The 21092-nt window shown below is 34.9% G+C and carries 18 protein-coding genes; 13 read left to right on the forward strand and 5 right to left on the reverse strand.

All coding sequences use genetic code 11. From position 1 onward, the window contains the following. Positions 1–506: 506 nt before the first annotated feature. The gene (locus ACP6PK_RS27985) at positions 507–1781 is read right to left on the reverse strand and encodes an RNA-guided endonuclease InsQ/TnpB family protein (protein WP_426564599.1); all 1275 of its coding nucleotides are present in this window, start codon (positions 1779–1781) and stop codon (positions 507–509) included. Positions 1782–2010: 229 nt separating this feature from the next. Between ACP6PK_RS27985 and ACP6PK_RS27990 the strand changes: the two genes are divergently transcribed. From ACP6PK_RS27990 to ACP6PK_RS28000, 3 genes are all read left to right on the forward strand, one after another. Then, on the forward strand, positions 2011–2385 hold the full coding sequence (locus ACP6PK_RS27990; protein ID WP_426564601.1) for a hypothetical protein: 375 nt from the start codon (positions 2011–2013) through the stop codon (positions 2383–2385). A gap of 106 nt (positions 2386–2491) precedes the next feature. Next, the gene (locus ACP6PK_RS27995; RefSeq protein ID WP_426564603.1) at positions 2492–3283 is read left to right on the forward strand and encodes a tryptophan-rich sensory protein; all 792 of its coding nucleotides are present in this window, start codon (positions 2492–2494) and stop codon (positions 3281–3283) included. A 364-nt stretch (positions 3284–3647) separates the two neighbouring features. Continuing rightward, a complete protein-coding gene (locus ACP6PK_RS28000; protein ID WP_426564605.1) occupies positions 3648–4334 on the forward strand; it encodes a lecithin retinol acyltransferase family protein in 687 nt (228 codons plus the stop codon). A 176-nt stretch (positions 4335–4510) separates the two neighbouring features. Here ACP6PK_RS28000 and ACP6PK_RS28005 read toward each other — a convergent pair whose 3' ends face one another. Next, positions 4511–5383: an S-methyl-5'-thioadenosine phosphorylase gene (locus tag ACP6PK_RS28005; RefSeq protein WP_426564607.1), complete on the reverse strand. Its 873-nt coding sequence runs from the start codon at positions 5381–5383 to the stop codon at positions 4511–4513. 837 nt (positions 5384–6220) lie between these two features. Here ACP6PK_RS28005 and ACP6PK_RS28010 point away from each other — a divergent pair. Continuing rightward, a complete protein-coding gene (locus ACP6PK_RS28010; RefSeq protein WP_426564609.1) occupies positions 6221–6427 on the forward strand; it encodes a hypothetical protein in 207 nt (68 codons plus the stop codon). Positions 6428–7299: 872 nt separating this feature from the next. Here ACP6PK_RS28010 and ACP6PK_RS28015 read toward each other — a convergent pair. Next, positions 7300–8142 carry a Tab2/Atab2 family RNA-binding protein gene (locus ACP6PK_RS28015; protein WP_426564611.1) on the reverse strand — a complete coding sequence of 281 codons (843 nt, stop codon included), beginning with the start codon at positions 8140–8142 and terminating at the stop codon, positions 7300–7302. Between the two features lie 182 nt (positions 8143–8324). Between ACP6PK_RS28015 and ACP6PK_RS28020 the strand changes: the two genes are divergently transcribed. From ACP6PK_RS28020 to ACP6PK_RS28040, 5 genes are all read left to right on the forward strand, one after another. Next, the gene (locus tag ACP6PK_RS28020) at positions 8325–8759 is read left to right on the forward strand and encodes a tetratricopeptide repeat protein (RefSeq protein ID WP_426564613.1); all 435 of its coding nucleotides are present in this window, start codon (positions 8325–8327) and stop codon (positions 8757–8759) included. Further along, positions 8708–9514 carry a class I SAM-dependent methyltransferase gene (locus ACP6PK_RS28025; RefSeq protein ID WP_426564615.1) on the forward strand — a complete coding sequence of 269 codons (807 nt, stop codon included), beginning with the start codon at positions 8708–8710 and terminating at the stop codon, positions 9512–9514. The genes ACP6PK_RS28020 and ACP6PK_RS28025 overlap by 52 nt, the downstream gene beginning before the upstream one ends. Before the next feature lie 86 nt (positions 9515–9600). Continuing rightward, complete coding sequence (locus ACP6PK_RS28030) at positions 9601–10863, forward strand: valine--pyruvate transaminase (protein ID WP_426564646.1); 1263 nt, start codon at positions 9601–9603, stop codon at positions 10861–10863. Positions 10864–11466: 603 nt separating this feature from the next. Further along, positions 11467–12039: a hypothetical protein gene (locus ACP6PK_RS28035; protein ID WP_426564617.1), complete on the forward strand. Its 573-nt coding sequence runs from the start codon at positions 11467–11469 to the stop codon at positions 12037–12039. A 243-nt stretch (positions 12040–12282) separates the two neighbouring features. After that, complete coding sequence (locus ACP6PK_RS28040) at positions 12283–13548, forward strand: glycoside hydrolase (protein WP_426564619.1); 1266 nt, start codon at positions 12283–12285, stop codon at positions 13546–13548. A gap of 542 nt (positions 13549–14090) precedes the next feature. Here ACP6PK_RS28040 and ACP6PK_RS28045 read toward each other — a convergent pair. Next, positions 14091–15215, reverse strand: a complete 1125-nt coding sequence (locus tag ACP6PK_RS28045) for an SGNH/GDSL hydrolase family protein (protein WP_426564621.1) — start codon at positions 15213–15215, stop codon at positions 14091–14093. A gap of 472 nt (positions 15216–15687) precedes the next feature. Here ACP6PK_RS28045 and ACP6PK_RS28050 point away from each other — a divergent pair, with 472 nt between their 5' ends. The 4 genes from ACP6PK_RS28050 (at position 15688) to yidD (ending at position 19940) form a co-directional block, all read left to right on the forward strand. Further along, positions 15688–16320 carry a GUN4 domain-containing protein gene (locus tag ACP6PK_RS28050; RefSeq protein ID WP_426564623.1) on the forward strand — a complete coding sequence of 211 codons (633 nt, stop codon included), beginning with the start codon at positions 15688–15690 and terminating at the stop codon, positions 16318–16320. Between the two features lie 980 nt (positions 16321–17300). Next, on the forward strand, positions 17301–18176 hold the full coding sequence (locus ACP6PK_RS28055) for a M15 family metallopeptidase (RefSeq protein ID WP_426564625.1): 876 nt from the start codon (positions 17301–17303) through the stop codon (positions 18174–18176). Between the two features lie 15 nt (positions 18177–18191). Beyond that, the gene (locus ACP6PK_RS28060; RefSeq protein ID WP_426564648.1) at positions 18192–19073 is read left to right on the forward strand and encodes an aspartoacylase; all 882 of its coding nucleotides are present in this window, start codon (positions 18192–18194) and stop codon (positions 19071–19073) included. Between the two features lie 630 nt (positions 19074–19703). Further along, complete coding sequence (gene yidD / locus ACP6PK_RS28065) at positions 19704–19940, forward strand: membrane protein insertion efficiency factor YidD (RefSeq protein WP_426564627.1); 237 nt, start codon at positions 19704–19706, stop codon at positions 19938–19940. Positions 19941–20566: 626 nt separating this feature from the next. Here the strand turns inward: yidD and ACP6PK_RS28070 are convergent. Further along, the gene (locus ACP6PK_RS28070; RefSeq protein WP_426564629.1) at positions 20567–21025 is read right to left on the reverse strand and encodes an EVE domain-containing protein; all 459 of its coding nucleotides are present in this window, start codon (positions 21023–21025) and stop codon (positions 20567–20569) included. Positions 21026–21092: the final 67 nt, after the last annotated feature.

Raw genomic sequence — 21092 nt, forward strand, 5'->3', positions numbered from 1 at the left:
CAACAAATATTTAAACAGCCATTGGTGTTTACCTATAGGTTTAATGCCCTTGAGTGTTAATAATCTACAATCTACCCGTGACAATTTTTAGCCCAGTTCTGGTTTCGTCTTCACACCAATATCTAATTTTCTGAAATGTTTGTGACAAATGGTAGAAGTAAGGAACAGGAAAGACTGAAGTTGGAAGAAGGAGTAAATATTGAAAAAAAAAAGGGAAAAATAATAGAAATGAATGTCTAAAATAAATTCGAGTAGTTATTTTTAAGGTAAGCATTTCCTGCGGAATGCACTCGCATTCAGCTTTTTAATGAACTATGTAGTTCGATAGACTATTAAGGTTGACTAATGAAATTTTATTCATACTTTTAATTCTTTGAAATCTCTCAATTACTTTTTCCTCACTTAATAGTAATAAAGCTGATAGCTAATAGCTGACCGCTGAATGCTTACAAAATGGTTAAATTAGGTACATATTGACACTCCACGGACTAAAGTCGCGTGGATTCTTAAGCGGAATAAATTTGATGGACTTTCCTCACGTCAAATTTAACCCTTAATGGCATGGCCAAAGATGCCTCTAGTCTGTCCGGGGTAAACCCATTCAGGTTGCTTTTTGCTCCAATATTTGCAGCTCCGTTGCAGTCAGCATTTATCAATTTTCCTTGCTTAGTTTTGTACAAGCCACGCTTGATTCGTTTGCCACTAAAACTATATTCAGTAGGGTTATCAGCATTGTAAACAGGTATTTTATCTCTATCTAAAAAACTAGCTTTAGAGGTATAAGACTCCTCTTGTTCTTTGTAAGTTAAACCATACCTATCACACATACCTTTTAGTTTTAATCTGAAATTATGGTGTGGTATTTGCACAAATTTTTGATTAGTTTTTTTACCTAAATTGAGATTTTTTTTCATTCCTGGATTTACACCTACAACAATAGTAGATATATTGTTTTCACTACACCAGTTGATTAAATATCTAGTTGCTTTATTTAAGTAATCTCTAACTTTATTGTTTCGATTCACCGTAATACTGACTTGCTTTTTGGTTAAATCTTTAATACCTTGTTTATCCTTTATAGACTGTAATCTAGAATTTTCCTTGTTGTACCACTGGTTGATTGATTTAAGTTTTCTACCGTCTAAAATAAACGATGACCCAGTATTTGATATACAAGTTGCTAGATTATCTAGACCAAGGTCTATTGCTAGTGCATGATCAGATTTTACTGCTGGCTGTGGGTTCTCTTCTGTAATAAATTCAACTTCAAAAAACCTAGCGTCAAATCTAGGAATTATCCGAACTTCTTTCAGATTTTTACCTGCTAATCTTTCAGGAAAAGGGATTTTTACTGCACCATATTCAGCCTTAAATTTTATAGACATTGGGATATTAAAATACCCATTTCTTACTTTGATTCGAGGTATTATTAGAGGAAAATAACCTTCTTTATTTAGATATCTAGGTAATCGTATTTGTTCAAAACGATATAAACCTTCTGTCGCCTTCTGAATTAAGTTGAAAAATGACTTAAAAGACCTATCTACAACTTTTAAAGTTTGCTGTGCGATGTCGGTTTGAAGTAGCTGGTAATTTTCGTTATCTTTGCAGTAATGGTAATTTGATTCGTATCTTAAATATCCGCCCTCAGTAAAATAGAACTGTCGTACAGAGTAAAGCCCTACATTGTACATATTCTTGGTCAATCTGCACAATTGTCTCAAGGCTTTAAATTCTTCACTAGACAGGTTTCTAATTTTGTTCTTTTGGGTTAGATACATAGTATAATTTTCGCTGTATGATAAATATTATAGCGAAAACTGTTAGGGGTGTCAACTTGACTACGGGTTAAAACCCTTCGAGTCGTTTTCATTCAGCCGTTGAAACTGGCTGGTTTCCAACTACCCGAAACTATTTGATGAATTTAAGATTATATTCATAGGAAAAACTAGATAGATGTGATATATAAAATTAAATAGCTTATAATAATATATTTAGGAGCTAAAAATAATGACTAACAAAGAATTCCAAATATTGAAACAGCAACGTGATGCTAAACTAGCTACAGTTTTGCTCAAAATAATTGATACTGAATGGAATCGAGTTAGTAGACAATTGGACGCTCTTGATACTGATTCTGGTGATGTTACTAAAGCAGCAATTTTAGTCGGGCAATATCAAATATTAGATAAATTAATGGCAGCATTATCAGAAGGTAGTCTTAGTTCTGATTATGAAATAGAAGCTATATGGCGTTCAAAATTAATTCAGCGTGTTGTAGAGGGTTTTAATTTAGACCTCGATACTAACACCCCACCTCGTAAATATAAGAGTATAGCACAACAACTAGCAGAAGCTTGTGGGCTAGAAGTAATTCAAGATTAATTCTGTATTATTTGATTGGGTAGCCCGGTCGGTTTTATCAACAACAACTTCCGGGCTAAGTCTAAATGTTTCTTAATAATATTTATACAAAATAGTCAGGATAATTATGCAAACTAATACAGGCAAATTCAACTCAGATATTATTCGACAGTATGCTCATTTAATTGCTATTTTAGCGGCTTTTTTTCTGAATATTTATGTAAATCTTGCTCCTCCAAGCGGTCAAACAATAGGAGAAATTTCTAATACTATATTTAAGAATGTTTTGATTACTCCTGCCAGTTATGCTTTTGCTATTTGGGGATTAATTTATTTGGGTTTAATTAGCTTCGGAATTTATCAAGTATTACCTGCTCAACGAGAAAATAAAATTTTACGCAGATGTCAATATTTTTTAGTAAGTGCCAGTCTATCACAAATTGTTTGGATATTTTTATTTCAATATCAACTGTTTATCCTTTCAGTTTTGGCAATGTTAGGAATTTTAGGCTGTTTGATTTGCCTATATCTAAATTTAGGTATTAGTTATGAAAGAGTCTCAAAAAAAGATAAATGGTTAGTTCATCATCCCATCAGTATATATTTTGCTTGGATTAGTGTGGCAACAATTGTGAATGTGGCCTGCGCTCTAGATAATTTAGGCTGGAATAGTTCACAGCAAGTTGCTATTGTTTGGACAATAATTATGTTAATAATTGGAGCCGTTATTGCAGCAATTATTAATATTCAAAAACAAGATATTGCTTATAGTTTGGTATTTGTTTGGGCATTGACAGCAATTGCAGTTCGTCATTTAGATACTCTAGTTATTGCTATTAGTGCTGGAATATTAGCTTTAGGATTAGCAGTTTTAGTTGGTCTCAAATTTTTTTCAAAAGGTTTGATTGATAAAGTATAGAAACCGGGTTTGTATTAGATGTCCTACCATACTGACATCTACCTCATATAAACCAGGTTTCTTATACCAATTCACTTTAAAGATGTCACAAATAGTTTCAAACTACATAAGTGAAATAATTTCCTGAAATTGCTCTATCGTCAAAGTTTTGATCCTACAAAATCTTAATGCATGACTTTTAACTTCCGTGAAACGGTATTATAATACTCCAAAGCAAACAGATTTCATATCTAAATATTTATCTAAATACTTATCTAAATACTTATCTAAATTTATCTAAAAACATTCTGATAATCGTGAAACTCTACATCTGTTATTTATATTTTAGATTAAAATGTAATGAGATAAAGTTAGGGAAAATAATATGGCACGGGGAGAACAAATATACACTATTAGAGAATTTCTAAATATAGATGGTGTTTACGAACATCATGGTATTGACTATGGCGATGGAACAGTTATTCATTATCGCAAAGGAACAGAAACTATTGAACGAACTTCTAAAGCATATTTTATTGATGGCAGAAAAGTTTATGTTAAACGTTACCCACTTCGTTATATTGCCGATACAGTCATTCAAAGAGCAGAAAGTAGACTAGGAGAAAGAAAATATAATATTCTTTTTAATAATTGCGAACACTTTGCGACTTGGTGTATTACTGGAGTTAGCTATAGTCAACAAATAAAAAACTTTATTCCTCTACTTCATCATATTAATGTCGAGCAAATATCAGAACCAATTAAGCAGGCAATTTTAGGCGTAAAAACTGAACTAGGTACTGCTGAATTAGTAAGTAAAGCTTTAGCAGATATTAAAGTAGCTTGGGAAAATATTCAACCTGAATATAAACAAACTTTACAGGAAATAGATAACTGGCAAAAAGTTGCGGTTGCAGCGCTTAAAAAAAACCGGGAAGATTTAGCTCGTGCTGCCTTAATTCGCAAGCGAAAACATCAAGAACGTGCTGATGAATTAGCAAATAGTTTGCAGAAATTGGCAACTATGACAGAAACACTTTTGCGAAGTCAAAATTTAATTGGTAAAAATTAGTATGGCTAATGATATATAGCGTTTTTATCTGGGATGTGGAAATTGAGTGCTATTAAAAAGGGAATAGGGAGTGTGGGGGTGTGGGAAGGACTTACGGGACAACTAAAGTTGTAGGGTGCGTTGGAACGCACCTTAACCTTAAATCACAAACTAACGCCCGAATTTTGTATGTACTGTTAAATATATTTCTGCAATAATAACCCCAACTTTTCCTTAGTTGTAGCAGGTACCTTATCCAAAGGAGTCAAAATAGCATTTTTCAACGCTGAATGAGAATCAGAAACAAACTGATGTTCACTCAACCTCCGCACGGTTTCCTGAATAACTTTTTGAGCATTCACAGCATTTTTCTTTAAATTATCAACCACCATTTCTACAGTCACGCTATCATGTTCTTCATGCCAACAATCATAATCCGTAGATAAAGCTAAAGTTGCATAAGCTATTTCCGCCTCCCTTGCCAACTTTGCTTCTGGCAAGTTTGTCATCCCGATAACTGTTGCGCCCCAACTACGATATAAATTTGACTCCGCCTTAGTAGAAAAAGCAGGACCCTCCATACATAAATAAGTGCCACTGCGATGTACATTTACATCCTGCAAGTTTAAACTTTCCGCAGCATCCGCCAGTATTTGTGCTAGTTGGGGACAAGTAGGATTTTCAAAAGTAATATGTGCTACTATTCCTTGACCAAAAAATGTAGATTGCCTACCTTTTGTGCGATCAATAAACTGATCTACTACTACTAAGTCTAGGGGTTTAACTTCTTCTTTGAGAGAACCTACTGCAGAAGCAGAGATTAAATATTCCACACCCAGACTTTTCATACCATAAATATTGGCACGAAATGGTAATTCAGATGGTAATAAAGTGTGGTTGCGATCGTGTCTGGATAGAAATGCTACTCGTGTTCCTTCTAAAGTACCAACAATAAAAGCATCAGAGGGAGAACCGAAAGGTGTATCTAACTTTATCTCCTCTACATCTTTGAGTGCTTCCATTTTGTATAAACCACTACCGCCAATAATGCCAATCTTTACTTCAGTCATGCTTTGATTACCTGATATTACTCTTACTCGAATATTTTATATCATGTCTAGTTAAATACCCACAAATAATCGGTAATAGGGAACACAGAAGAGGAAATAGGCAACAGGTAATACCAAATTCAAAAAAGATCGTTACAGTAAAATCCTCTGTAAAACTATAACTATTCAGATATTTGCCCACCTCCTAACACATACCATATACCAACAAACTTAATGTAGGAACATTTGTATGAAATAGCTATCACAGGGAAATATTTAGGATATTTGGCAGGAGAGAGAGGAGAACATTTTGATTACCGAATAATTAATAATTATTAATTATTAATTAAATAATTCAGCTTTATGAGCGCTCCCTTTCAAGGGGAAAAAGCGGTCGTTTAGCTAGCGCACAACTTTCCTATCGGAGCGCTAAACGCCATATCCAATCTCCCCGACTCGAAAAGTGCTAGGATATTTCCTTCTATTCAATTCCCTTACGGTTTTAACCACCAGGTAATTATCCATTAATGAAGATCGATCCAGGGGACTTGATATTAGTGGATATAGGTTCGTATTATTTCGCACCAACTTACTATTTAGTAATATTTTTTGTTAAAAAACATAAAAAAAATTGTATATTCTGGTTAGATCCGCAATTATCCGTAATCTTTACCAAATCTTCATAAAAACTACCGGACTTTTATCGTAATGTAGTGAAATATCTATTGATAGTTTATATCAATATAATATCGTTTCTTTTTCTCTGGCCCACAGATTTTTTCATGTTTCTGGGGGTATCTACCATTGATTGAATATTTTTTGTTTGTGTCAAAATCATCTAAATTTTAGTTAAGAAAAATGAATAATTCCAACGTTGAAGCCAGAAAAATTCCCATAGAATCAGTTGTAGAAAATATTTTGGCAGTTCGGAAAATTTCCTCCAGCGACCGCCAGGTTTTAAGATTAGCTTTATTTTCGCTTCATTCTTTAAGTCTTAGAGAACAAGACCAAATTCAACAAGTTTATGAAGAATTAGAAGCGGGACGAATTAGTCTGATCAAGTAATGGGAGTTTAAAATTTATGCCAAATTTATGAGTTATGAGCATTGAGCATTAGTGTAAAGTAGAGAATTAATTCTTGATGATTTTATCCTGTTCCCTTACCTTTGCTCAATCAAAAATTGTTGTGTTTGCTCAACATTTCAGTTAGTTATCAGATTGAGATGAAGTTCACTAGATGTATTAGCGATCGGATTTAATAACTTTCATAACTTTGATAATATCAGCTTTAATGGCAGTATTTTAGCAAAAAAACACTGAATAATTTATTGATCGAGATTTTAACAATTAGGATTTATAGAAAACAAGGTCTTTATGTCATTACAAGCGAAAGTGTTGGCGAAGTTGTCCGTCAGGAGAGTAATCTCAAGTCAATACTTTCGTGCTAGATGCGTAATGCTAAATCTCAGCCATTTTTGCTACATCTTTTTGAGAGCATGGAAAAGGAAGTAGAGAGTAGAGAGCAGAAAGCAGGGAAATTAGGAATAATATCATTTCTCAAAAACATTTCTACATTTTGTAGAGTATGGGAGTGGGGGAGTGGGTAGGGACGTTGCATAAGGGCGTCCGTACAGGAGAGGTAAAAATAACAATAATTAATATTAAATGAGCTACAACTAGCAAAAAAAAGATTTGATATGTAATTATTAATTAATAAATGAAGTCGGACCCAAGTATAGCATTAATGCATGGGAATTGGTATAATATCATGTCCGGATAATCAGTGATAAAAAAGTTTTTGTTTGTAGTATTGCTTGAGTAATATCTATAACTTATTGCTCAAGCAATGCTACGAACTTTAATTATAACTATTCAACCGGACATGATATGATATGAGTCCTGAAGAATTTTGATTAATTAATTTTCACACTTAATTTCTACCGCAAAAGCCAAAATCCACTATAAGTCATTCCAGAATCATCCGGTTGCACTAACAAAAAATGTAACCCCTGACTCTGCTGTTTTCTCTGCTCATAAATTTGACCTGCTGCTGACACTTCTCGATCTGAAAAAGTAGCAACTATCCACCGATCTACTAACCCTGTCTCTAAAATTAACCCATCAGGATCGCCAGGAATATACTTTAAAAGATATGGTCGCGCAGTTTCTAACCATCTCGCTAATTTCATAGACTGACGACCACCATCTATTACTACCCCTGGTATTGGGAGTGTTGAAGATAATCCTAAATTTAACGGCAAAAGAAATTCTGGTGCTTCTAAAATAGGAATAGGACGTTCTATAATATCCTCAATATTACCAGCAGGTAATGTAGCAAATCTCCAGCGATCGCCCCACAAATTTTCAGCTAATGGTACAGGTGGAGGAGCATCTAATACTAAGGGGTCGTAAAATTCCCCAGTATATGTTTCCATATCCTGATATTGTTGCACCCTCTCTACTAACCATTGTTTTAAAGCTGTTGTGCGTCTAGTCGGTTCGACTTTCAACCCTAACATTTGAGCTGCAGTTTCTATTAACCCCAAAGACTGAGGTCGAAATACTTGAATTATATCTGGTAAATCCTGGTCTTGACCCACTTTTTGCAGTTGTGCCATCAGCCAATTAGCGTTAACTTCTGACTGGGGACACATAGCAATAAATTCTAAGCTACGAGTGGGAGTACAAATCAACAATTCCCATAATTGTTGACCTTGTTTATGTTTATCCTGGAGGGGACGGCGATAATAATCTACTTGCCAGATAGTTTGAGTGTCCATTTATTTTGAAGGAAGAAGGAAGAAAGAAAGAGGGAAATCTAGTGCTATCTTACAACTTTGGAAACTTTGGCCAAAGTTATTTGAGGAAGTTTTTGTTCCTCTGGTGTCTAGTTTCATCTTTGAGGTAAGTCCTGTATAATTGGTCTCTTCTGACATTAAAGGGGAATTTTGGGTGAGTTTTTATGGGTAATCAGGGTATAACTGCTGGCCACTTGTTGCAGCAGGCCAATCAGTTGAAGAGGGCCGGGAGGTTGGATGAGGCGGTCGCTCTCTATCGTCAGGCTATTGAAATTAATCCTAATTTTGCTTGGACTTATTATTATTTGGGAGATGCTCTTCTTAAACAGGGGAATTTAGATGAGGCGGTTGCTTTTTATTATCAAGCTTTAAAAAATAATCCTAATTCTTCTTGGCTGCATTATAGTTTGGGAGAGGCTTTAGGGCAACAAGGAGATTCAGAGGGTGCTATTGAGTATTTACAAAAGGCTGTTGAAATTAACCCAGATTATCACAAATTTCATCATAGGTTTGGTCAAATATTAGATAAAAAAAAACCCTTGAAGAATTGTACTCACAACATACTGGAAAAGTATCTGATAAGTGGTCTTCATATCTAGTAGTATATGATCGAATCCTAAAAAGCTACAGAAATCAAAAAGTCAGATTGCTGGAAATAGGTGTTCAAAATGGTGGTTCCCTAGAAATATGGGCTAAATATTTCTCTAATGCCAAATTAATTGTAGGTTGCGATATTAACCCCAAGTGTGCAAATTTGAGTTATGAAGATCCAAGGATTCATGTCCTTGTGGGTGATGCTACCAGTGATAAGGTTAAAAGCAATCTTGTTAAGTTATCTAAAAGCTTTGATATTATTATTGACGACGGTTCTCATTATTCTTCAGACATTATAAAATCTTTTGCGAAATATTTTCCTCTTTTGAGATGTGGAGGGGTATACATAGTTGAAGACATACATACTTCGTACTGGAAAAAATATGAAGGTGGTATATTTTACCCTTTTTCTTCTATAACTTTTTTAAAGCATCTTGTTGATGTAATTAATTATGAACATTGGGGAGTAAAAGAAAAAAGAGAAAGTATATTGAAAGGCTTTTTTAAGAAATACAACTTTCAAATTGACGCTATCAATCTTCAAAGTATTCACTCAATTACTTTTCTGAACTCTATGTGTGTGATTTTTAAATCTGAACAGGAAAATAACACTATTGGGAAGCGTTGTGTTTCAGGATTAGTTGACGATATTAGCAAAGCAGAGCGGAAGGTTAATAATACCCTTAGCGTGCCACAAGACCAAAAAAATAATAGATGGTCAGATTTTGATCTTCCAGCAGATGAGAAATTTTTAGAGTGACGGAAAAGGCTTGGCCAGTCTAGTAGATTTAATTCCTTTTAGCTAAAATTAACCAAATATCAACCTATTGTTAATTCAATCCTATGATCAATCCTGCCTTGAGTCAATTTGGTACAACAATGTCCCGCCTTACGGGTGTGCGAGCTATTATGGCAGATATTATTGCCACCCTACGAGCGGGTCAAGGTCAGGAATTTCTCAACTTCAGTTCTGGAAATCCTCTAGTTTTACCAGAAGTAGAAAAATTGTGGAAGGATTGTACCACAAAATTATTGGCAAGTCCAGAATATGGGGAAGTAGTAGGACGTTACGGTTCGTCTCAGGGTTATCAACCGTTTATTGATGCAGTGGTTAATGACTTTAATTCTCGCTATGGGTTGAGTTTGAGCGATCGCAACGTTTTGATTACTCCAGGTTCTCAGTCTATATATTTCTATGCTGCTAATGCTTTTGGCGGATATACTGACAGCCAAATTCTGAAAAAAATTGTCCTACCCCTCAGTCCAGATTATACAGGTTATGGGGGAGTTAGTTTAGTGCCAGAGGCAGTAGTTGCCTACAAACCAACTCTAGATATTGATTTTGAGGGTCATCGCTTCAAATATTGTCCCGACTTTAGTCAATTGGTTATTGATGAAAATACTGGTTGTGTTATTTTTTCACGTCCCTGTAACCCTACTGGAAATGTTATTAGTATTGATGAGGTGAAAAAAATTGCTCATCAAGCTGCTGTTTATGATGTGCCAGTATTTGTAGATGCTGCTTATGCTCCCCCCTATCCAGGATTAAATTTTGTGGAGATGGACCCTGTTTTTGGGGACAATATTGTTCATTGTCTGAGTTTATCAAAGGCTGGACTTCCAGGAGAAAGAATTGGCGTTGCGATTGGGAATGAACGAATAATTGAGGTTTTGCAGGCGTTTCAGACTAATATGTGTATTCATTCGCCTCGTTATGGACAGGCGATCGCTACTGATGCAATTAATTCTGGCGCTCTGGCAGAAATTTCTACTGAAGTGATTCGACCTTTTTATAAAAATAAATTTTCGATTTTAGAATCAACTTTAGAAAAAGTTTTACCGAAAAATTTGCCCTGGTTTCTCCATCGTTTTGAGGGAGCTATTTTTGCTTGGTTGTGGTTAAAAGATTTACCGATGACTGACTGGGAATTTTACCAAAAGTTGAAGGAAGTGGGGGTTATTGTTGTGCCTGGTAGTTCATTTTTTCCTGGTTTGCGTGAAGAATGGGTTCATAAACAAGAGTGTATTCGGATTAGTTTGACAGCTTCTGATGAGGATATTCAAGAGGGAATGAAACGTTTGGCAAAAATGATAATTTCGATTTTTTGAACCACATCAACTAATATTCGCGTAGGTTAGGTTGAGGAACGAAATCCAACAAACATATCTAGAAATTGTGCAAAGCGTAGGGGCGGGTTTTAGCTAGAATTTTCATGCTCACTCTCAGATTTATATCAACCCACCCTCATGCACACCCATTAGTAGTAGGTGGGATTGAGGAACGTACCTTCCTTCCCTTAAGGGAAACCCAACAATTATCCATTGGTAAATACCTCAAGATCCTACAAATAGAAAAAACACTATTTAGTTGAAAAAAAAATTAAAGTTGAATTTGCTGAAAAGCTTCATAAACCGAGTTTATCATACTGTTTTAGTTAGAAACTCGGTTGTTTTTTTATGTATTGTTCTTTTTGATGTCAATTTTATATTGCTACAATTTATAATTTTTTATATTTAATGAAAAGGTTTGTTAAACAAATAATACATTCATAAAAGTATTTTTTATTTGTAATATCAATAAATTCAAAATAAATAATTGTCAATTAAAACGAAAATTCTCCTGGTCAAAGCGCATATCAAAAGAATAAGCTATAAATAAATAATAGGTGAGGGGTAAGACCCCTCAATTAGTAAATTGATTAAGGAGGTCCAATGCTACAGAGTCTTAAGATTGATACAACCCACAACATCAATCCTCTAACCGATAACTTCAGGGTCAAAAATGGATATAAATTTGTAGCCACTCCTGAGTATGACCAGACTGAATCAGAATTATTAAAACTTTCAACTATGCCCAGTTGTATTCGCCTTGGCCTAGAAGATTTAAAATCTTTTGAAGTAGTAGACTATCAGTTTAAAAATTGGGGCGTAACTTTCTCTAATACCATCGCCATCGAACCCTCAAACCCAGCTTTTGCAGTCCCTTCAGGTATTAAAGTCTTAATGGGAGCGCCAAAAAGTGGCCTAATAGAAATGAAGTTTAAATCTCCAGTCAAGTTTGTTAGTGGGCTGGTAACGAGTTCCCGCCGAACTGTTTTGTCAGCCTATAATCAAAATGAAGAACTCTTAGTTCAAGATGAAATGCCCGCTTCAAACTTACTTTACCCAGATTCACTTATTCCTCCAAATGCCAAATTAACTGTGAATGCTGAGAATATTTACAAAGTTAGTTTCTATGCTTTTGACGGCCAGCTCATAGTTATAGATTTGAGCTTTGGATTTTAATGAAGCGGTTAGCACTCAGCACTCAGCACTCAGCAAGATTAATGTTTAGAAGGGGATTTCAACCGACTCAACAATACCGCCCTTGGGGTTGCAGGGGATTTTAACTGAGAGCTTCTCAAAGCCGATCGCCAGTTAAATAGTCATTAAATACAAAGTCAAAAGTCAAAAGTAAGAAACTAGACTTTTGGAAAATTAACTTGAAATCAATTTTTATTTTCTATGGTATAAAGAATAAATAAATTAGTGGTCTTGTATCAGGGAGTTGCCGAAATGTTAAATAATCCTCAAGTCTTATTTGTCCCCTGGTTACATTTTCACCAACCTCCGATTTGGCATAATGGCCAATTACAGGGCAACTTAGAAAAAATGCTCAATGGTGAACCTAACTCCGAAGAGCATTGGAATGCTCAATGGTTTGCTCAAGCATACAAAAATCCTGCTCGTTATGCTAAACAATTGACGGCAGAAGGTCATCGACCCCGGATGATGGTAGATTATTCTGGGGTATTGCTCGAAGAGATGGCAAAACTTTCGACTAATGGCATTTTCTCTAATCTTCATGTTGATGGCGAAGCGGTAGGAGATGTAATAAGTCTTTGGCGAGAAGTTCTGACGGAATATTCAGACACAATAGAATTTACTGGTAGTGCATATAGTCATTGTTATTTTCCTGCTACTCCCGAACGAGACCATGAAGCTCAAATTATGGAATGGCGGAAGGTGTTTGCAGATTTGTTTGGAGAAGATGCACTATCACGGGTAAGAGGGTTTTGGCCTCCGGAGATGGGAATGACTGGCGATCCTGCGGAAGCGTTGAGATTTGTGCGTCTGTTGAAAAAGTGCGGTTATGAATGGATTATTTTACCGAATGCAGCATTGGAACATCCTGAAGGTTGGAGTACCCCGGAGTTAGAAAACCGAGTGCATTGGTTGGTGGTGGAATCAGAGGGTGAGTCGGAACGTATTCTATGTGTGGTGAGGGATACGGATATGGGGATTCGACAACAAAGTGGTCAAAATGCTGAGGGTTGTATTAATGATGTGCGATATCGTGGTGGAGAAGTGGGAATGAAACCGCCTGCTTTGGTGGTGCCGACTTCTGATGGGGAAAATGGTAATGTGATGATGTTTGAATATTTTAAGAATTCTTTTGCTCCTCTGTTTCGGGAGAGCGATCGCTGGTCGGATGTTGGTTTTATGACGGTGAGTCAATATATTGATAGTTATTTAGCAGATGGAGCAGCAACAGAAGTTAGACTAAAATCAACAGGAGGTTCGTGGATAGGAGGTCATCAGCAATGGCAAGAGGGAGATTTGCGACAACAGGTATTGGCAGCAGTTGAAGGGTTGAGTCAAGATTATGCTAAGGTTGTAGACTCTGGTAAGGGTTCTGCTGAAAAAAGTAGAGCGTTGTTGTTGTGTGAAACCAGTTGTTTTGTTTATTGGGGTTCTGATTTTTGGGCGGAACAGGCAAAGTTATTTATTGACTGGGCAAGGGAAATATTATAGATACTGTTTGAGATATTTTTAGGGTTGGCGCTCAAAAGTCTTATGGGTGAGGGTAGGAGTCAGATCAAATCCGTTTGAATACTTATTAGAGTTGTTGGGAGATGGGGAGATTAAATATTAGACCTCTCCAATAATCAAAAATTACAGCGCTTTTCAAATTGATGAACTATATCGTCATAACCAAAACCACAGTAGGGAGGTTGCATGCAACCTCCCTACTGTGGTCTACTGAAATGAAAACCGCTGTAAATCAATTATCGTAGATAAATAATCTATTCTTTCCCCCTATTCCCTACTCCCTACTCCCTACTCCCTCTTTTTTTGATGAAGTTGATATAGGAATTTACACAGTTATATGAATATTTGATGAAGTACGCATTTTTTTCTTGAGATGAGGTGGGGTGGGAAGAATTCATAATCCGAAAAGGATGTTGGTAAATTAGGGTATGATTTGTATTTTTTGGTAATTCCTAAAGTATTGAATAACAAATATTTGAGATTGTTCAATTTTTATTTTCATACCTTTATTCACCAACACCTAATTATACTTTCTGTTTCTGTGTTTGTTTATCTTTCTGCTTGAAAGCTGACACCCCTAGCAAACTAAAACCTAATCCTAACAAACTCAATATGGAAGTAGGTTCAGGAACAGTCTGATTATATTCAGATTTCAGAGCATATAGAGCTTCATTCCCTATTATTTGATGAGCTGCTTCTGTAGGATGAAGTATATCCCAGAATAAGTATTCATCTGGATCGGGAACATCAACATCACAAGATTTTACTGAACCATCTGCTCCTAAAGAGGCATCTGAACAAAAAGCTAATACTGTATCTGACCAACTATCTGTTGCATTGCTAAAACCAAACTGATTAGGGTTATTAATTATCTCATCTAAAGTAGAGTTAACATCTAATAAGGTGATAGTAGCTTCAGATAAAGATTGCTCTAACTCAGCGATCGCTAACTCCAGTTTTTGGTTATGCTCATTTGTTAATTGATTCAATATGTCAGATGTACCTGTGAATGTAGCCAAAGGTGTTAGACCTAATGATGGCAAGTTAGGGATGAGGAAATCACGAGCGCCTACGTTATATAAAGCTTCAATACTATTAGTAATATTATTAACAGTTGTATCTGAATTAGGAGGTGCATCTGGTGGCGAAATAGACTCCGACACTAAAGATAACGTAGAATGTAGATAGTCATTTGCACCTGTCCAGATAGTGTATAGTGCATCAGAGTTAGCTGACTGTTCTGTTTCTAACAGAGGAGCAATAAAACTCCCAAGTTGTTGTTCTAAACCTAGAGGAAAATTATCTAGAATATTCTGGTCTCCACTCCGTGACCCACTTATAGCATAGTTAGCTCCATCTGGAGAAATAGGAATATTAGTAAAAAAAGCTGTAGGAGCTAAGTCTAAAGATGATGCTAGAGATTCTATCCAGATAGGTCCGTTAGAAAATCTGCCCTCAAAAGATAGGGGGCTGTCTGGAAATTGTCCTTTTGTAAGAGTAAAAGCATTTTCTGTATCTAAAAGACTATCCCCAAAGATGAACATTTGGGAAAAATCTAAATTGGAATTTGCAGCGTAAACTGGAGTGGTCCCTATAGTTAGAGCAGATGCAGTTAGAGCCATGCTAACTGAAATAATATTGTTCTTCATTTATTTAACCCTGATTATTATAATAGATTCACTTTTGAAGTATAAGTAAAATTCCCTAGGAATGTCAAACTAAATTTGATAATTTAAGCAAAATTCCCTAGGGATACTAAATTATCTTTAACTGTATTTCTCCAGTTTGACTTGGTAATATGAGTAATACTAATTAGATAAATATTTGCTCCATAGGAGATAATTTAACTAGGAGTTAGGAGCGGCTATTTTATCATTAAAATAAATCTAGACTTATTCATATTTTGTACTAATTCACCTGAAATGATATGATCTATTGTCGGAAATATTCAATAATATCGTGTCCGGATAATTAGTGATAAAAAAACTTTCTCCTCTTTGTACGATTAAATTCCCTATTCTTCCCTCCTGACTCCTGACTCCTCCATCGTTATTTATAACTATTCAACCGGAGATGATATAAATTATAGAATCTTATTGGCAATAATCTGGGTATTAACTTATGATTCAATGTAAACCAAAAATTTTAATTGTTTTTTTAGGGATAATTTTAGTAGCATTTCCGTCATTAGCGAATGCTAATAATTTCGGAATATTTACCCAAAAAGAATCGGATATATCTCAATCTAAAATTATTACTTCACAACCCTCAGATAATTCTCCTTACATTCAGTTAGAAAATTTATTAGCAGAGAATAAATGGCAAGAAGCAGATGAAGAAACATACGATTTGATTTTAAAATTAACTCAAAGAACTAGAGCTGGAGGTATCAACACAAGAGCAATTAAAGAAAAAATTTCTTGTGAAGAAATTGGTAATATTGACCAACTCTGGCGGAAGTATTCAGCAGATAAATTTGGTCTTAGTATCCAAATATCAATTTACTTAGAAACTGGTAATAACTTGGAAAGGTATAATCCACAAAGTTATCAAATATTTGGGGATAGACTAGGTTGGAGAAAAGCCAGAAAATGGAAAAAATATGAGCAGTTAAATTTCTCCGAAGATGCTCCTAAAGGTCATTTACCAGTAGCTATAAGAGAACCAGAAGTTACTGTGAATATTCCCGAATTTATGATTACTAAACGTTTGCGTAGGGTACTATATTCTAGGGTGGAAGAATGTGGACTATAATCAGTTATCAGTTATCAGTTATTACTAATATAGAATCCGGGTAATTAGTTATCGTATTGCGGAGGAGTCAGGAATCGTAGGGGCGTTTTCCTGACGGAATGCTCCGCAAACATGTCGCTCCGCGAAACGGCCGTTAGCTTCGCATAACTATCGTTAACGCCCGTACAGGAGTTAGGAGAAATATTGGATTTGAAGTATTAAATTATATAATTCCTATTCAATAAAAAACTTGTCTTAATGAAGAAGTAGTTTTGGAATTACTGTATAACCGGATTTTATATAAAAGGGGTTGGTGATGGGTGGCTATGATTTTTTTTAAGTTTAGAAACCGGGTTTATATAGCAATCCGCGCATTGGTCTTCATTAATGGATAATGGATAATTGATAATTGATAATTACCTCTCCCTAAAAGGGAGAGGATTGACACAAAGGGGGAAAATATTTATTTTTTCCACCCTTGAAAGTGGAGGCTTCAAGGCGTGAATTATCTAATTATCTAATTATCTAATTATTTAATTATTTAATTGCTTAATTATTAATTATTTCGGTAACAAGTTTTATAATAGTTAAAACAAGCTGAAAACCTTGAAAATTACAACTCCTAAATACTCCCAAAATACCACAACCGATTAGAGGATTGCTATAGCTGAATGCTTACCTTTTATTTCCGTACTAATTAACTTTAAAGATGTCACAAATAGTTTCAAACTTTAAATGTGAAATAATTTCCTGAAGTTACTGTATAGTTAAAGTTTTGATCCTTAAAAATATAACTTTTGACTGTCTTGAGTGTGTCTTACATTCTGGAGGGGCTGTGTGCGGAATTACTTCCCCACTTTGATACGCCCCGTAGGAAACCTCAGAATTACGCACTCGCTTTTGTAGGGGCGAATGGCCATTCGCCCCTACGACTTTTGACTTCCGTGAAAAGGTATGGAATGTTGACTTATCAAGATTTACCTATAGAATAAAAAACGATTTTGAAATTCACTAGCAGGAGTGAAGCTTTGAACAACGAAAGTCTGTCAGACAATTTATCATTAGTCCAGGAAACTGTTGTGGATGAAATTCCTGAAGCAGTGCGAGACCCCCAAAAGGATGAAGAAATTATCCCAACTAAACCTAACAATAAAAAATGGATTTGGAGTTGGGCGGGAATAGTAGTTTTGGTGGGAGTAGTTACTCTAGGATTACAAGTTCAATCTAATCTCAACCAAGTTAATGCTTCATCAACTGAAACTGAAACTGATAGTATTGAGGTAGCTAATTCTTCTACTACAGAAACTCCTATAATTGAGCCTGAGAAAAATCCCCTTGCAGATTTGCCTTACTCACAAATAGTAGAAATAGAACTAGCTTATGTAGTTGCTGATAGTGATATTAAATTGCAAATAAATGCAGCAAAAAAGTTTCAGAAAATGCTTTATGCTGCTAGAAATGATGGGATTAATTTAGTAGCTTTGAGAGGATTTATGTCTAAGTCTGATTTGGAGGATTTGGTAAGTGAGACTAATACTATTGAGGAAAATTCTAAGGTCAATTTTTCACCTCTAAGTTATGGGGAATATATAACAGGTTATGCTGTTGATATTGGGGATAAAAATGCACCTGAAACTTACCAAAATGTGGAATTTGAAAATACGGCAGCTTTTCAGTGGTTAAAAAATAATGCTGCTTACTTTAGCTTTGAAATGATACCTGTTGATGATGAGAAAGGTGTTGGTTATGAACCTTGGCATTGGCGTTATGTAGGCGATCGCCAAAGTCTAGAAACTTTTTATAAAAATCTACCTAATACTATCTCTGAAGAATCAGAGTTAGTTCAAGAAAATCCAGAATTAAGTAACGGTGAATAATCATAATTTAGCATGATGGAAAAAATTAATAAATTAGCAATTATTGGTGGAACACACGGAAATGAATTTACAGGAATATATCTTGTCAAAAAATTTGAAAAGTTTCCAGATTTGATTAGCAGAACAAATTTTGAGACTAAAACATTATTGGCTAATCCTGAAGCATTGAAATTAGTTAGAAGATACGTTGATACAGATTTAAATCGTTGTTTTCAAGTTAAAGATTTAGAAAATAATACAAAGACTAATTATGAGGAGAGTCGGGCAAAATTTATTAATCAAATGTTAGGACCGAAAGGGAATCCTAAGTTTGATTTAATCTTGGATTTACATACTACTACTGCTAACATGGGCTTAACAATTGTTTTGGCAAATAATCATCCCTTTAACTTAAAAATGGCTGCTTATTTAAGTTTGGTTGAGCCAAATGTGAAAGTTTATAGTTGGATTAATCCAGGAGTGGAAAATTCTTTTATAAATTCTATATGTGAACGTGGTTTTGGTATTGAAGTAGGTCCGATTGCTCAAGGAGTTATCCAGGCAGATTTATTTCAAAAAACAGAAAAATTAGTTCAGACAAGTTTAGATTTTGTTGAATATTTTAATGAGGGTAAGCTACATCATATAAATGGGGATATTGTCGTTTATCAACATTTAAAAGTTGTGGATTATCCTAAGACTGAGGAGGGGGAAATAACAGCAATGATTCATCCTAAATTAGAAGGGAAAGATTATCAAAAATTAAGTCCGGGTGAGCCAATGTTTTTAACTTTTGATGGCAAAACAATTTATTATGAGGAAGAAAATCCTGTTTGGCCAGTTTTTATTAATGAGGCGGCTTATTATGAAAAAGGAATTGCTATGTGTTTGACAAAACAAGAGAGTATCACAGTTTAATATTAAGGGTGATAAATATTTGCTACATTTTCTTGAGTGGGGGAGTGGGGGAGTAAGGGAGTAGGGGAGTAGGGGAGTGGGGGAGTGGGGGAGAAGTAAACATAAGAAAAATTAAGGCGCTCCTAGCTAATAATTATCAAAAAATTTAACAAGCTCATCTTAATTACTTAATAGTAAGCATTTCCTTTCCTGCGGAATGCTGCGCAAACGGAATGCTGCGCAAACAGCTATTAGCAATCAGCTCTCTGCTTTTTTTATGAATTAAGTAAGGATTTGTTTAAGAACACTTATATTAACTGAGTAGCTTTTATTGATGCTAGAAATTATCTGAAATATATCAATAATAATTTTTGATTTCAAGACGAGACTTAGAAATTATAATCTAGCTGAAAGCTAAAAGCTGACGGCTGAATGCTTACCTTAATAATTAAACTGTCTCCTAAGTATAGCATTCTTTTTGAAAATCATTATATCTATAGGGAATTTCATCTCAATCAGGTACAGTATAGAGGGGGCAATATGACTGTATTACGGACTATGATTTTATTCAAGATTAACAGCCTAAATGACTGTGATACAGAGTATAATATTATGGAACCTTAGCAAAAATCTTTTACTTTTGATTTGGATATGAAAGTATTACTGATTAATTTAATTAAAGGCTACAAAATGTTAATTTCGCCAATGTTACCTCCATCATGTCGTTTTCAACCGACTTGTTCAGAATATGCAATGGAGGCGATAGAAAGATTTGGAATTTTTAAAGGTAGTAGAATGGCAGTTATGAGAATTTTACGTTGTCATCCTTTTCATCCAGGTGGTTATGACCCGGTGCCTCCGAAAGAGGAGGGCACTATACACAAGTAAAAAGTAAAAAGTTACAAAGTAAAAAGTAATTTATGACTGAGTTTTTGTTGCGGAAATGCTCCAAAAATATGATTGGCGAATACTGTTTCTTAATAAGTTTTAATTCTCCTTGGAGATTAGAGATTGAATGTATCAGGAAATATAAAAAGGGAACAGTTCAATAATTGATAATTACCTCTCCCTAAAACGGATTGGGTTGAATAAAAGGAAAATTTTTTCTTGTTTCTCCACGGCGAGTGAGAGGCTTTGAACCTTAATTATTCGGTAATAAGAAAGAAGAAATCAAGACAACTATTTGTCACTTAAAAATCTAGGAATATATGTACCTTTCCACCTCTGGCATTTACCTGATTTTAATCTTTTGAAGTCTTACCTCTTTGAGATTTTAGTCACTCTCAGCTCTCTTAATACTTGTTTTACCGAAAAATCAAAGTATAAAGCCTCTCCATTCATGGAGAAAATAGAAAAAAAATTCCTTTAGCTCAATCATCTTCTTTATAAGAAGAGGTAATTGTTAATTGTTAATTGTTAATTATTAATTATTTAAAAACAGTCTCTTAGTGTATCTTTTCAAGATAATGAGTTAATAACTCATAGCTGATGGCTAATGGATGACTGCTGTTTGCTTATAAATTATCTTTCATTGTTAAAATTTTCTCTGCCACATTTTCAGGAATAGGCATTACAGATAATCTATTTCCTTTTTTAACAACTAATAATTCATCCCCAGTAAATTTTTGTTTCAAATCAGCTAAAGATATTAACTTAGGAAATTCTTCTATAAATTCCACAGAAACAGTTTGCCACCGAGGTGTATTAGGAGTAGATTTTGGGTCGTAATATTTACTTTCTGGATCGAATTGAGTGGGGTCATAAATGCCACTTTCTAAGATTTTTACTAACCCAATAATGCCAGGAGGAATAGTATTAGAATGATAGAAAAATGCTAAATCTCCAGGATTCATTTGTCGCAAAAAATTGCGTGCTTGATAATTTCTGACTCCATCCCAAATACAAGTTTTTTCTTGTTTCATATCTGAGATACTGTAAGTTTTTGGTTCTGATTTTATTAGCCAATATTTCATAATTTAGGGAGTAGGGAGTAGGGAGTGGGAGAGTAGGGAGTAGGGGAGTAGGGAGTGGGAGAGTAGG

The organism is Dapis hubbardiae BLCC-M172, from assembly GCF_050016015.1.
Classification (GTDB): Bacteria; Cyanobacteriota; Cyanobacteriia; order Cyanobacteriales; family Microcoleaceae; genus Trichodesmium.

Coding starts and splice junctions, on each gene's coding strand:
- ACP6PK_RS27985 (WP_426564599.1), bottom strand. CDS start 1,781: ATGTATCTAACCCAAAAGAACAAAATTAGAAACCTGTCTAGTGAAGAA.
- ACP6PK_RS27990 (WP_426564601.1), top strand. CDS start 2,011: ATGACTAACAAAGAATTCCAAATATTGAAACAGCAACGTGATGCTAAA.
- ACP6PK_RS27995 (WP_426564603.1), top strand. CDS start 2,492: ATGCAAACTAATACAGGCAAATTCAACTCAGATATTATTCGACAGTAT.
- ACP6PK_RS28000 (WP_426564605.1), top strand. CDS start 3,648: ATGGCACGGGGAGAACAAATATACACTATTAGAGAATTTCTAAATATA.
- ACP6PK_RS28005 (WP_426564607.1), bottom strand. CDS start 5,383: ATGACTGAAGTAAAGATTGGCATTATTGGCGGTAGTGGTTTATACAAA.
- ACP6PK_RS28010 (WP_426564609.1), top strand. CDS start 6,221: ATGAATAATTCCAACGTTGAAGCCAGAAAAATTCCCATAGAATCAGTT.
- ACP6PK_RS28015 (WP_426564611.1), bottom strand. CDS start 8,142: ATGGACACTCAAACTATCTGGCAAGTAGATTATTATCGCCGTCCCCTC.
- ACP6PK_RS28020 (WP_426564613.1), top strand. CDS start 8,325: ATGGGTAATCAGGGTATAACTGCTGGCCACTTGTTGCAGCAGGCCAAT.
- ACP6PK_RS28035 (WP_426564617.1), top strand. CDS start 11,467: ATGCTACAGAGTCTTAAGATTGATACAACCCACAACATCAATCCTCTA.
- ACP6PK_RS28045 (WP_426564621.1), bottom strand. CDS start 15,215: ATGAAGAACAATATTATTTCAGTTAGCATGGCTCTAACTGCATCTGCT.
- ACP6PK_RS28050 (WP_426564623.1), top strand. CDS start 15,688: ATGATTCAATGTAAACCAAAAATTTTAATTGTTTTTTTAGGGATAATT.
- ACP6PK_RS28060 (WP_426564648.1), top strand. CDS start 18,192: ATGGAAAAAATTAATAAATTAGCAATTATTGGTGGAACACACGGAAAT.
- yidD (WP_426564627.1), top strand. CDS start 19,704: ATGAAAGTATTACTGATTAATTTAATTAAAGGCTACAAAATGTTAATT.
- ACP6PK_RS28070 (WP_426564629.1), bottom strand. CDS start 21,025: ATGAAATATTGGCTAATAAAATCAGAACCAAAAACTTACAGTATCTCA.